Origin of the sequence: Okeania sp. SIO2F4 (assembly GCF_010672385.1) — a bacterium.
Taxonomy (GTDB): Bacteria; Cyanobacteriota; Cyanobacteriia; order Cyanobacteriales; family Microcoleaceae; genus Trichodesmium.
This window is the reverse complement of the sequence record NZ_JAAHGT010000177.1, coordinates 1-13,072: the sequence shown is the minus strand read 5'-3', so window position 1 is coordinate 13,072 and position 13,072 is coordinate 1. Positions and strand designations below refer to the sequence as shown.

Here is a 13,072-nt window from a genome sequence, read left to right as displayed (position 1 = left end):
AATATTATGTTGGGTTTCGTTCCTCTACATAATTTGAATATTTTTGAGTTTAGATGCACCAAAAATTCCAGAAAAAAAATAATGATATTATGTTGGGTTTTTCTGCTGGAAATGCTCCGCAAACGTTCCTCAACCCAACCTACATAAAATACTCAATAAATTATTTCAGTTTTTCTGTACTTTTTGACTTTGTGATGAAGTTCCTCTAATTGATTTTTCAAACCTCTGATTTCTATCTTTAGACTTTTTTCTATATCCTGGGTAGCTTTATCCATTTTCAGTAAAATATCACTCAAGAAATGCCAGCCAGAATTGTCAATAATATTTTGAATAGTTATTGTTTTATTTTCCTGAAGGTATTCTTGGTTTTTCAAAGTATTGATAACTTGAATAATATCATTTTCAACACCCTGTAATCTATGGGTATTATCTCCCTCGTTCCGGCGACTTGCTCGTAATTCTTGCAAATATTTTAAAAGCTGTTCCCCAGTTTCGTAAATTTCCCTATAGGTTGGTTGAAAGTCTAGATAATACAGATCTTTTTTGTTGTAATTTCTAGAATGTTTATTCTGACTTTCACTGTAGGAATATTCTTGAGATAAACCAGATTTATTTGACTGATCAAATCCTTGGTCATACTTCTTAAAACCTTCTAAATATTCTCTTTCTTGAGCGCGGATTAAATTTCGGTTCCAATAGTCAACATAAACAACTATTAATTCCTCATTTAGTTGATATAAAACCTTATTAGTAAAATCAACTGCTTCTCGAAAATTCTTTAAAGTCAGTGTTGATGGCTCAGAGTCGATTTCCTGCATTAATAAAAGTAAATTTTGCTGTAATCTTAACGCAAAACGTAGACAATCTTTTTCCACTTCATCTAAGGCTTTTTGCCGGATTAATTTCTTGATTTTCTTGTTGCTTTTATCTGCTAATTCATAATATCTTTTCTCCAATGCTGTGTACTTTTCTGATAATTCATTAGCAATTTTGCGGTGATATTTTGCTTTTTCTCTATCTTTTTCTCCTGCTGCATGAGTAGTAAAAGCTCCGACAGCAGCTCCTACTGCGACACCTATCCCACCAATAATAAAAGGTAAAACCATAATTAACTCCTGAAAAAATTATATTTGTTTGTAGTTGTGCTTTAGCGCCAAATTTGGAAAATGTTGGGTTTCGTTCCTCAACCCAACCTACATAATTTAAGGATAATTGTAGGTTGGGTAGAACGAAGTGAAACCCAACAAAAACATTGGGAAACAATAATATTATGTTGGGTTTCGTTCCTCAACCCAACCTACTTCCTAACTATTTGTAGGTAAAAAACCTTGCTGAGAATTACCAGGTAAATTTTGATAATTATTAGGCATTGCTCCTAATGACTTAGCTATAGCTACTGACTCTAAATACCGCTTCAGCGCTCCCTCTATTCCAGGTTCACAAGGTCTATTTTTTATCTGTTCATTTACTGCATCTGCTTCTGCCAAAAAATCTAAATTTTTCTGATGCTGATAACTTAATTCATCCTCAATTTCTTGCAGACGTTTTAAGTCTTCCTTAGTCAAAGAATCGTAATAATTCTTAACTGCTTGCTTGTGACTTTCTAAGATGTGGAAAAACTCATAAACCATACCCGCGCCACCCACTGCTAACAATGCTGGCGAAACTGCACTCAACGCCATTCCAATAGGTGGGCAAAGAGAAGCAACTGTAGTAATAGTAAAAGCAGATGCAGCACCCACAGCACCTCCTTTTCCTGTATCTTTCAGGGTTTCCAAAATTGCTTCACCCTCAGAAATTTCTCCACGCACTACCCGCAAACCATTGGTTAAGATAGAAAAAGGCATAGTAGTTACCGCACCTATCGCTGCTCCCATAGGAGTTGCTTTCACTCCCGCTTTCACCGCTCCCGTCAAATTATCAACGTGCCATTTTGCCCCCAGTTTTGCCTGTTCCTGCAAAGTCATGTCTTTGTTCCCGCGTGCCCTATTATCTTTAGCATTTTCCCACTTCATATTCCTGGGGTCATTTGAACCACCTTTACTATAGGGTTTAACGTGACTCGCATCTTTATCAGACAAATAGTCTCGCATATTTCTAGTAGCATTTTCAGCATTAGTTCCCGCTCGTTGAGATGGTGGCACTTTATTCAACATTTCTTGAGCTTGAGCGTAAGTTCTCGATGGTTCTCCTGAACGTACTCCCCCTCGATAGCATTTTCGCGCCGTAGTGGCAGATAAGTCTTGAAATTTAGCGTGGTAGACTTTACTTGTAGCTGCTGCGTTAACGGCAGAGTTACGTTGCGAGTCATTGGACATGATTTTTTACTCCAAACAGTATTATCTTTTAATTAGAAAATTTGAGTCGTTTTCTATTAATAGGTTAAGCTTTTTGTTGGTTGTTTGGAAACTGTGGAAAATACTGATTTTTCAAGAGAAAAATCAAGATTTATTCAGGGAAGATAAATTTATAATTTTCAAAATTAACTTTTCATTATCCCCCTCGTAATAACACATATAGCAATCCTAAATAGGTTGTAATATTTGAGCGTAGGGGTTTGGTCTCCAAACCCAAGCTAAAATGAGATTGGGAAACCAAACCCCTACAGTCTTTTTTTTCACAAATATTATGGGATTAGTATAGAATCATAGTTATTAGACATAGGCGTGAAAAAGATATAGACTTTTTGTGCATAGTAGGGAACAGGGAACAGGGAACAAATTTACACACAAAATGTACAAAAAATGATTTCGGAAAGTAACTTTTACCGAATAATGAAGCTTTAAAGCCTCTCCTTTAAAGGAGAAACAAGAAAAAATTTTCCTTTTATTCAATCCAATCCGTTTTAGGGAGAGGTAATTATCAATTATTGAAAACTCTAGCTGATGTTAAATAAAGAGCAAGTTTATTTTCTGGAGATGTCTATTATTTATTCAAGCAAAAAGGCGGGCAAATATTCACCCACCCTTCTTGCTTCTTGCTTCTTACTTCGTCATTCTTTAATGAATCAAACTTGGAGAAGTCAACACAAATACATCTCGATATCCCATCTCTTCTGTCACAGGTTTAATCGGAGTTGTAAAGTGGAAAAATTCATGGTCATTTACCAATAATAAATCTCCAGGATTGAGAATTTTACTAAATACTGGCTTTTCTTTTCTAGCCGTATAAAGATGAGTTGCACCGCCTTGAATATTATGTCTATTTACTGCAAATATGCCAATAAAATCTGTGCCGTCTCTGTGAATACCTTCCGGTGCTGGATTACCTGAATTATTAGGGGAACAAATAGTTCTAATTTGATGTACTCCAATTTCTGCTTCTGGATGTATTTTGCAGGAATCACAGAAGGCTAAAATCATTTTTTTAAAGTTATCTAAGGCGATAAGTCTGTCGTCTATTTCAGCAAATTCTCTTTTAAGATCTCCTACTACAGGATTATAATCTTTGCTTTGGAAAAGATAACCGTGAGGCTGTTTTATTAACTCTTCCCCTGAGATAATAAAACGAGAAAGTCTTCTATAACGATATTTGGCTTTTATGTAGGGATCGACAGGAAGGTCGGCAAAAAATTGTTCAAAACCTTCCATGCTAATTGAATTTACCTTTTTGTAGGTAAACATAAAAGCGTAATCTAAATTAATTGATTCTAAAATTTTTTGCATAGGTATTTCTCCATTTTTATAGAGTAAAAGTTGAGTTTTATATTGTCTATATTTTTAGTATAGCTCAGGTTTCTGAGAACTGTTGCTAAACAGTATACAAACTGTTAATTTTTGTAAAAGACTGTATCAAATTACTCAAAAAAAGGTTGAGAGTAACTTGATATCAAAGGAGAATAAAATTCTACAATAAACCTCTTGCAAAATTTTTAATTAAACCAATTCAAGATATAGAATCAACAATTTTATCCCCCCTATTCCCTATTCCCTATTCCCTGACTTCTACAATAAGTCTAATCATTATTGGCAAAAACTCCAAGTTTAGTAGGGTTTGGTGACCAAACCCCTACGATATTTAATTTTATCGAAACTATCGGATTTAATATGATTCACTGATAGACAGAAAAAAATAATTTCCTACTATTCAGATTTAGGATTAATATTATGTACAGTTAAATAGTTATAATTAAAGTTCGTAGTAGGGCTTTAGCCCAAACTATAGATAGGGCTAAAGCCCTACTACAAACAAAATTTTTTTATCACTGATTATCCGGACATGGTATAACAATTTTAATTCTTCTTTTGAATCATCCGTATATCCGTTGATAAAATCCTTGTCGTGCCCCTTCTTTATCTAGTCAAAATTAACCTCTTACTGCTTTAACCAAAGCTTGACAACCTTGTAAGAAAATACTCACATCTATACCTAATCCAATATATTGCACTCCACAATCAATCCATTTTTTTGCAGTCTCAGAATTATTAGTAAAAGTACCGACCGCTTTTCCAGAACTCCGAATAATTTCTACTGATTTTTGCATTAATTCAACTACTCGAATATCATCAACTTGACCGGGAATACCTAAAGATTGAGATAAATCATAAGGACCGAGAAAAATCACATCAATATGAGGAACTGTAACAATTTCTCTCAGATTTTCGACGCCTTTTGTACCTTCCACATGAACCACAACTAAAGATTCTGCATTCAATTTATCGGTTATATTACTACCTGCTGAAGTGTAAACTCCCGCGCGAGTTCCAAATGATAAACCACGGCAACCAATAGGATTATATTTAGCACTTTGCACTACTATTTCTGCATCAGTTATTGTTTCTATTTGTGGAACTTGTACCCCCGCACTGCCAATATCAAGAGCGCGTTGTATTTGTGCAGCATCATTTTTGCTGACTCTGACAACAGGTGCAATACCTCCACAGTCAGCAGCACGACAAAGGTCTTCTGCAACTAAAATATTTAGAGGTCCGTGTTCGAGGTCGATAACTGCGAAATCAAATCCTGCTATACCGCAAATTTCTATGAAAGCAGGATAAGCACAATTCATAAAAGGTCCGAGTACAACTTCGCCGTTTTTGAGTTTTTGTTTGAGTTGATTTTTTTGCATGGTTAATTGAATATATAGAAAAGAGGGAATAGGGAATAGTAGTGGAAGCATCTTGCTCCCGTTCCTGGTATTCCTTATTCCTGTATACCATTACTATGTAAGACTACCAACAATATTAGTAGAGAGTTTGGAGACTAAACCCCTACCAAGAATTTTAAATTTTTGGAATAATGCTTATATATTATCCGGATTAATTCCTCTTTCCTTGAGCATTTATACTGCTCTGTCTGCACGTTGTTTTTCCTGAATAGTTTTGTAGAATGAGCGTCTTGCCTTTTAGTTGTTTTATCCTGAACAAACACTCAGCTCTTGGTATTAGCGGTTAAAGAGATGATTTTTTGCTAGGAGTAACATTCTTAGTCGGGTATTCAGGGCGATCGCTTTGGATGACCTTTAAATTTTTACCTCTTGATTTACTAACGCCCAAACTTAAACATTAGGTACAACTGATGACTACTTCACAAAATCCAAACAATCAAAACACTCAAGCAAATCAAAAAAATTTCTTGCACAGATTTATTGAATCTTTCCGTAGAAATAGTACAGTATTTGTTGTTGCTACTATTGCTAGTCTTATGATTTCTATCATAGGATTTGTTGTTGATTTTGTAGAATTTCAAGCAATTATCCATCCTCCAATAGATATTAGCAATTATAAATCGGGGTCGGTTTTGGTCAAAATCACAGGATGGTCACAGACATCTTATGATTTCGCTGAACAAGATGGAACAGATGGACTCAGAGCTTTTTTTGTTCAGAGATTAAAAGGAAAATTTGAACAAACTTCTATGATTTATACAGACCATCAACCTACGGATCGAATGCTAAATAAAGGTGTATCTCCAGAGAAAGATATTAGTGTTCTTAAAAATGTAGACTACGAAGGCACAATTCCTGATATTACCAAACCCATATCAAAAAGAAATTCTCAAACGCTTCTTGCACGACTTATTCAGGCCAGTAGAAATGAAGAACCTGTTTGTCTTTTTGTTTATGGTATACGTGATAATGAAAAGTCTCAATTCTTGAATATTATAGACTTTAAAACAGTGAATCAAAATTTTCAAGATGAATATAATACTCTTATAAAGGAAGAAAATCTACATAGGAAACAAGATAAATTAGTTAAGTTAATTGGGGATGCTTGCTCTGGTCTTGGTAAACCCTTATTTGGGTAATTATCAAAATATCAGTCCTTGGTTGATAGATGTTTTTGACTCTCGAATATGAGCTTTCGTTAATCAGCAGAAACCTGGTTTTTTAACAACCATTAATATTTTGAGTGAATAGAGAAAATAGGTAACAGGGAAGTCTGGGGTTTTGCGGACCAAACCCCTACAAATTATCCTATTTCTCATCATCCTCTTCTACTAATTGAACTAGCTTTTCCAAAGCACCATAAACTCTTGGCAAATTATCGATAGTGAAATTTCCAGAATCTTTGATAAAATTGTCTGCCACAAGCTTGCCAAACTGCCATAAATTACCATCTGTCACAATTCCATATACTCCCCTGAAAAAATTATCATTTATTTTCTGCGACGCGAACAACTCCGCCAGACATTGCCCCCAACCATGCTCAAAATCATTTTTCTTGGCTTCAACAACAATCACAATAGGCTTTTCTAATACAGTTTTACCAAGTTCAGAACGCCGTGAAAAAATATAGTCAGGTGTTCCAGATAGAATTTCATCGTAAGAAATACTTTTGCGAATCCAAAATGAATACTTCTGATAATATTTCTTGTAAACCTCACGCAATAGTGGCGAGATGATAATTTCACTGCGAGATGTTTCTGAGGCAAACAAGTCTATATTTTCTTTGTTAAATTCAAAGTCTTGGATAAAACTGTCTGAAGGCAATAATTCCTGACTAACTATCAAATTCTCTTCTGAATATTTAATTCTATACTTTTTTTGTACATCCGAAATTGTTTTAAAATCACTGAAAGCCATATTTAATACCAGTTTTATCAATGTTTGCTATAAATAGATAGGGGGTCTTTAGGAGTCAGGAATCAGGAGTCAAAATTCTCAATTCTAAATCCCTACTTTTTGAGGCGAAGCGTTTTTGGAGGGTTACTTAAAATCCCCCAAAAACAATTTCTCAATTCTCAATGGTAGAGACGTTGCATACAACGTCTTTACTTTTTTAGGCGAAATGTTCTTGGAGAGTTGCTCAACATCCCCCAAACACAACTTCTGACTTCTGAGTTCTAACTTCTGACTTCTAAATTACTGCACCGTTACCACTTGTTCTGAACTTTCATTTGCCAAGCGATCGACTGCCCGCAAAGCATAAGTTCCTGGCGTAACTCTCACCGCATTAGTACCAGAATTTAACACTTCCACGAGCGCCCATTGATTACTATTTTGCTGATACAATGCCCAAGAACGAACATCTCCAGTATTATCAACATTCCAACTAATAACATCAGAATTAACCTGTACTCCTGTAGGTGGTGCTGGAGGTTGGTTATCTAACCACGGCATTGCTGGAGGTAATGCTGGAGTCGGATAAACTGAATTTTTGAACACATTATTTACACCCGCCACATTATCTCGAAACATCTTCATACTAAAAAAGATATTTCCTAAAGAAAGTTGACTTGCTCTCTGACGAGAAAGAGCAACTTGTCTCTCAAACTCAGATACCGACCAACCCGAAACTTGCAACTGACTTAAATAGTTTCCAGCATAAATATGACGACGTTGGGGGTTTTGTTGCAACCACCAATTTAACAACGCTGGATAACTCTGTTGAGGTGGGTCGATGCGCCAATAAAGTTGAGGTGCCAAATAATCTATCCAACCTTTTGCTAACCATAACTTTACATCAGCATATAAACTTTCATATTGATCTAAACCTACAATACCAGGGGGGTTACCTGGACGATAAATGCCAAACGGACTAATACCAAATTTGACATAAGGTTTCTCAGCGTGAATACCTTCGTAAAGACGTTGCACCATATTATTCACATTCTGTCGTCGCCAGTTAGATAAAGAAAGAGTACCACCAGATGCTTGATAACTATCATAGGTTTGATAGTCGGGAAATTCTTGCCCTGCTTGAGGATAGGGATAGAAATAGTCATCGAAGTGAATGGCATCAACGTCATAACGACGCACGACATCCATGATTGTATTGAAAGTTTGGTCTTGAATAACTTTCGCTCCTGGGTCCATCCAAATATTTTTGCCGTATCTATAAGCATATTGGGGATATTTGGTTGCCATGTGATTGGCAGCAAAGGAACCATCTCTGGGACTAAGTTGGGCGCGGTAAGGGTTAAACCAAGCATGAAGTTCGATGTTGCGTTTGTGACTTTCGGCGATCGCGAATTCTAAGGGGTCATAATATGGTTGGGGAGGAGTTCCTTGTTTTCCAGTTAACCAACCGCTCCAGGGTTCGATGGCGGAATTATAGAGAGCGTCTCCATTTGGTCGAACTTGCAATACTAAAGCATTGAGGTTTAGTTCCTGCATCCGGTTGAGGATGTTGAGTAATTCTGCTTTTTGTTGGGCGACGGGTAAACCGCGTTGAGAAGGCCAGTCAATATTGGCGACGGATGCTACCCAGACTCCACGAAATTCTCTGGGGGAAAAGAAGGATGGTTGTTGAGCGGTGGCGGTGGGTAAGTAGCTATAGATTTGAGTCAGGGTTAGTCCTAATATTATGAGGGAACTCCAGAGGAGATTTTTACGTCGAAAGTGGATGTTTTTGGGGATTTTAGCTAATACTTTGCTGATTAAGTTCATTGTTAGATATTTTGGTTATTTAATCTCATTCTACCTGATAGTCAACTTCATACGGTTCAAGAATTTTTTTGTAGGTTGAGTCAGTAGTAATATTATGTTCGGTTAAATACTTATAATATTTGTGAAGGTTGGTAATAGGTATGAGTGGAAATTGATATAGGGTGTCACAGTTTGGAGACCAAACCTCTACTTTCCTACTAGCTCTGATAATAACTAATTATTTGAACATGAGATAATTTACCCGACCAGAACTTTAACTACTATTGCGTATATCGCAATAAAAGATTTTACTGGTGGTTACTCGGTAAGAATCTCTCCTAGAAAAAGTCAACTAATTTCTCAATTCTCTTGTTTGCCGAACAGAACTTTAACTACTATTGCGTATCGATAAAAAGTCAAATAATTTCTCAATTCTCTTAGTTGCCGACTAGAACTTTAACTACTATTGCGTATATCGCAATAAAAGATTTTGCTGGTGGTTGAGCAGTAAGAATCTGTCCGAGAAAAAGTCAACTAATTTCTCAATTTTCTTGTTTGCCAAACAGAAATTTAACTACTATTGCGTATATCGCAATAAAAGATTTTGCTGGTGGTTGAGCAGTAAGAATCTGTCCGAGAAAAAGTCAAATAATTTCTCAATTCTCTTAGTTGCCGAACAGAACTTTAATGACTATTGCGTATATCGCAATAAAAGATTTTCCTGGTGGTTGAGCAATAAGAATCTCTCCGAGAAAAAGTCAAATAATTTCTCAATTCTCTTAGTTGCCGAACAGAACTTTAATGACTATTGCGTATATCGCAATAAAAGATTTTCCTGGTGGTTGAGCAATAAGAATCTCTCCGAGAAAAAGTCAAATAATTTCTCAATTCTCTTAGTTGCCAAACAGAAATTTAACTACTATTGCGTATATCGCAATAAAAGATTTTCCTGGTGGTTGAGCAATAAGAATCTCTCCGAGAAAAAGTCAAATAATTTCTCAATTCTCTTAGTTGCCAAACAGAAATTTAACTACTATTGCGTATATCGCAATAAAAGATTTTGCTGGTGGTTACTCGGTAAGAATCTGCTCTAGAAAAAGTCAAATAATTTCTCAATTCTCTTAGTTGCCGAACAGAAATTTAACTACTATTGCGTATATCGCAATAAAAGATTTTGCTGGTGGTTACTCGGTAAGAATCTGCTCTAGAAAAAGTCAAATAATTTCTCAATTCTCTTAGTTGCCGAACAGAAATTTAACTACTATTGCGTATATCGCAATAAAAGATTTTGCTGGTGGTTACTCGGTAAGAATCTCTCCTGGAAAAAGTCAAATAATTTCTCAATTATCTTGTTTGCCGACCAGAAATTTAACTACTATTGCGTGTATCGCAATAAAAGATTTTGCTGATGGTTGAGCAGTAAGAATCTGTCCGATAAAAAGTTAACTAATTTCTCAATTTTCTTGTTTGCCAAACAGAAATTTAACTACTATTGCGTATATCGCAATAAAAGATTTTGCTGGTGGTTACTCGGTAAGAATCTCTCCTGGAAAAAGTCAAATAATTTCTCAATTATCTTGTTTGCCGACCAGAAATTTAACTACTATTGCGTGTATCGCAATAAAAGATTTTGCTGGTGGTTGAGCAGTAAGAATCTGTCCGATAAAAAGTCAACTAATTTCTCAATTCTCTTAGTTGCCGACTAGAACTTTAATGACTATTGCGTATATCGCAATAAAAGATTTTACTGGTGCTTCCTCGGTAAGAATCTCCCCGATAAAAAGTCAACTAATTTCTCAATTCTCTTCCTGTAAAAGGAGCAATTGGAGTAGTTTTCTATTCCCTTAAGTAGAGCGATCGCCTCTACAAAAGTTTTCAGGCTACATAGTAGGGAATTTCTATCAAATATCTCGACCGTATTGGGCAGCTACTGATTAAAACAGTTAACCTTCCTCCACCCAACTAACTAAATAATCTTCCATACTGTTGAATTTGGAAAAATTTTTCCCTAAACTTTCCCAATTTTCAAGAGATAAACGTTCAATTTGGTTACTTAATTCCCTCCAGTATTTCTCCAAAACGTTTTTTAAGTTGATTGGATTCTTGATCAGGTATGCAAATAGTAAAAAATTTAAGATGAGTATGAATTATACCAATTCTCAAAAATAATGCTACAAAACTGTATTTATAGGCAACATTTAAACTGAAATTTGTAGCAAAAAATAATCCAAATTGTATCACTAAATATCTGCAAATCTTACTTTTAAGATTAGGACGTTATCAAACTATAAAAATTAGCCACAGTAAGAATTTGACTTTTGACTTTGCATAAAGTATTGAGGGAAATTTTATGGTATTTTATGGTATTTTTATGAAGATTTTATGAAGTTATTCAGAGCTATTAGGTGAATTTTTAAAGATTCAGTAAAGTTATGAATAAACACTTGCTATTTATATAATACCTATGCCAGTATATTTACAGTTAAGTAGGTGAATATAAAAAATATAAAACCAAGAAACAGGTCTCAGGTAAAGTGAGAAAAATTGTTTAATTCCTGCTTCTGATTCCCTGTTTCCTATCACAATCATTTTCTATTTAATTTGAGCAAAAAATAAGGTCTCAAACCTCCCCTTTTAAGGGGATGAAAAAAGTAAACTTCAGTATTTCAAGCCTCTGGCTTCAACCGGAGGTATTGTTTCGCTACGCGATATATTTGCAGAATATTCTGTTTGCGAGCATTCCGAAGGAAAGGAAAAAGCGTAGCTCCTCCGCAGCAAACTTTTCATCTGCGTAGCAAACTGTTAACGCAGTTCCCACCCTAGGAGACTAACTGAAATTACCTACCTACTTAGGCTAATCATAGACATTTAATTCACTGAAAATCAATAAATCCAGAGGTAGCAATTCATGATAATGATCGACAATCAAATATACAAAAAAAATCTACTTTGAAGTAGGTTTTAGTAGGAACAAGAATTATTTCTGTTGTCTAATCGCAGTTAATACTTTAACTCAAGCTGCTTCAATGGGAGTGGTTAATTTCATCAAAAAAATTAATCTTAAACGAGTTAGTAACCATGATCGAAAAAATTTTTTATGCCGCAATAATTACAGTATTACTATCTATTTTATTAGAATTTTATCCTTTTTACTCACCTAAAAGTTTAAATCACAAGGAAGCAATACAGAAATATAATCATCTTCAAAGCTATGTTGATTAGTTTGCCGTTACTTTTCTTGGTTTATCTATATAAGTTATTATCAATTTAAAAGTAGTTTGGCAACTTATAAAAAACTAGATAATCCTGAAGTTTCTCCTAGTAAGTACAAACTATTATTGGGATTATATCTTTGGTGCAGATCAATTTTATTCCTCCCTTGTTTTCCCATCTTATGATTATTTTTGCTATCAAAGTCTGCTCTATAAAACTGATACAAAGCGTCACATAACGTGACAATCTGATGTTTACTTCCTGCTGTACGGACGTTGCATGCAACGTCCCTAAGGCCGTCGGCGGTTACTCATCCACAAGCATTCACGATCGAGCCGACCGCATCTCTCAAATTTATACTGGCGTTTAAATCTCTATCTTAGGAGTCAGGAGACAGGAGACAGGAGACAGGAGACAGGAGAAACGGGAATTACAGAGGATGTGGTCGGATATGAGAGTCCTTGAATTTTTCTACCCTTGTCTGCTCAAAATGCGCTCTATGTATGAGCTATGGTTCGCCAAAAACTGGCACTTTTTTCGCACACGCAAAGGCACTTGTCTTTATATGTAAACGCTTTTAGGTTTAATCAGCCAGCCCTAATTAAACCAAGCTACTTAATTATAGCGTTTCTCAAGGAGCGTGAGGTACAGTTGTTTGTCTTATTTTCTCTCTTGGTGCGCGTTCCCTCTCTTGGTCAGCATTCCCTCTCTTGGTCAGCATTCCCTTGCGTCTTACGCACCCCGCGGGGTCGCACCGCTATTGACTCAAACCCAAATTACTACTCCCTACTCCCTAAAACCAAGGAATACGCGTACCTCACGCTTTTTGGGAATTGCTATATAGATATATAGCAATCCTCTGCATGTCGGCAAAAGGTGTGAGCAGAGCCAGTGAGGCCGATTTGTCGCAGGTTGAGGGTATATCTGCTGCACTTGCCAAGCAAATTTTTCAACACTTTCATGAACAAATGGATTAACAAGGCATATGGCTGATCTCACCGGACAGAATCACAATCGCAAGTCGGGCGCGCGCTCCAACGCCACCACGTC

General features: G+C 35.8%; 8 protein-coding genes. 1 reads left to right on the top strand and 7 read right to left on the bottom strand.

Going from position 1 to position 13,072, the window contains the following annotated elements:
* Nucleotides 1-152: 152 nt before the first annotated feature.
* The 4 genes from F6K22_RS13690 to F6K22_RS13675 all read right to left on the bottom strand — a co-directional run bounded on the left by F6K22_RS13690 (nucleotide 153) and on the right by F6K22_RS13675 (nucleotide 5,068).
* Complete coding sequence (locus F6K22_RS13690) at nucleotides 153-1,106, bottom strand: hypothetical protein (RefSeq protein WP_293098397.1); 954 nt, start codon at nucleotides 1,104-1,106, stop codon at nucleotides 153-155.
* A gap of 198 nt (nucleotides 1,107-1,304) precedes the next feature.
* Nucleotides 1,305-2,318 (bottom strand): hypothetical protein, encoded by a 1,014-nt coding sequence (locus F6K22_RS13685; protein ID WP_293098394.1) that lies wholly within the window; start codon nucleotides 2,316-2,318, stop codon nucleotides 1,305-1,307.
* 681 nt (nucleotides 2,319-2,999) lie between these two features.
* Complete coding sequence (locus F6K22_RS13680) at nucleotides 3,000-3,665, bottom strand: 2OG-Fe dioxygenase family protein (protein ID WP_293098391.1); 666 nt, start codon at nucleotides 3,663-3,665, stop codon at nucleotides 3,000-3,002.
* A 641-nt stretch (nucleotides 3,666-4,306) separates the two neighbouring features.
* Nucleotides 4,307-5,068, bottom strand: a complete 762-nt coding sequence (locus tag F6K22_RS13675; protein WP_293098388.1) for an HpcH/HpaI aldolase family protein — start codon at nucleotides 5,066-5,068, stop codon at nucleotides 4,307-4,309.
* Between the two features lie 449 nt (nucleotides 5,069-5,517).
* Between F6K22_RS13675 and F6K22_RS13670 the strand changes: the two genes are divergently transcribed.
* Complete coding sequence (locus F6K22_RS13670; protein WP_293098385.1) at nucleotides 5,518-6,246, top strand: hypothetical protein; 729 nt, start codon at nucleotides 5,518-5,520, stop codon at nucleotides 6,244-6,246.
* A gap of 169 nt (nucleotides 6,247-6,415) precedes the next feature.
* On the opposite strand, the gene F6K22_RS13665 is transcribed toward F6K22_RS13670, so the two are convergent.
* The 3 genes from F6K22_RS13665 to F6K22_RS13655 all read right to left on the bottom strand — a co-directional run bounded on the left by F6K22_RS13665 (nucleotide 6,416) and on the right by F6K22_RS13655 (nucleotide 10,887).
* Nucleotides 6,416-7,024, bottom strand: coding sequence for a hypothetical protein (locus F6K22_RS13665; RefSeq protein ID WP_293098382.1), 609 nt, complete (start codon nucleotides 7,022-7,024; stop codon nucleotides 6,416-6,418).
* A gap of 279 nt (nucleotides 7,025-7,303) precedes the next feature.
* Entirely contained in the window at nucleotides 7,304-8,830 is a 1,527-nt protein-coding gene (locus tag F6K22_RS13660) for a glycoside hydrolase family 10-like protein (protein WP_293098379.1), read from the bottom strand.
* 1,922 nt (nucleotides 8,831-10,752) lie between these two features.
* Complete coding sequence (locus F6K22_RS13655) at nucleotides 10,753-10,887, bottom strand: hypothetical protein (protein WP_293098376.1); 135 nt, start codon at nucleotides 10,885-10,887, stop codon at nucleotides 10,753-10,755.
* Nucleotides 10,888-13,072: the final 2,185 nt, after the last annotated feature.

Excerpts from the sequence above, each read along its gene's own strand:
- F6K22_RS13660 (WP_293098379.1), bottom strand. The coding sequence starts at position 8,830 with ATGAACTTAATCAGCAAAGTATTAGCTAAAATCCCCAAAAACATCCAC.
- F6K22_RS13670 (WP_293098385.1), top strand. The coding sequence starts at position 5,518 with ATGACTACTTCACAAAATCCAAACAATCAAAACACTCAAGCAAATCAA.
- F6K22_RS13665 (WP_293098382.1), bottom strand. The coding sequence starts at position 7,024 with ATGGCTTTCAGTGATTTTAAAACAATTTCGGATGTACAAAAAAAGTAT.
- F6K22_RS13685 (WP_293098394.1), bottom strand. The coding sequence starts at position 2,318 with ATGTCCAATGACTCGCAACGTAACTCTGCCGTTAACGCAGCAGCTACA.
- F6K22_RS13680 (WP_293098391.1), bottom strand. The coding sequence starts at position 3,665 with ATGCAAAAAATTTTAGAATCAATTAATTTAGATTACGCTTTTATGTTT.
- F6K22_RS13690 (WP_293098397.1), bottom strand. The coding sequence starts at position 1,106 with ATGGTTTTACCTTTTATTATTGGTGGGATAGGTGTCGCAGTAGGAGCT.
- F6K22_RS13675 (WP_293098388.1), bottom strand. The coding sequence starts at position 5,068 with ATGCAAAAAAATCAACTCAAACAAAAACTCAAAAACGGCGAAGTTGTA.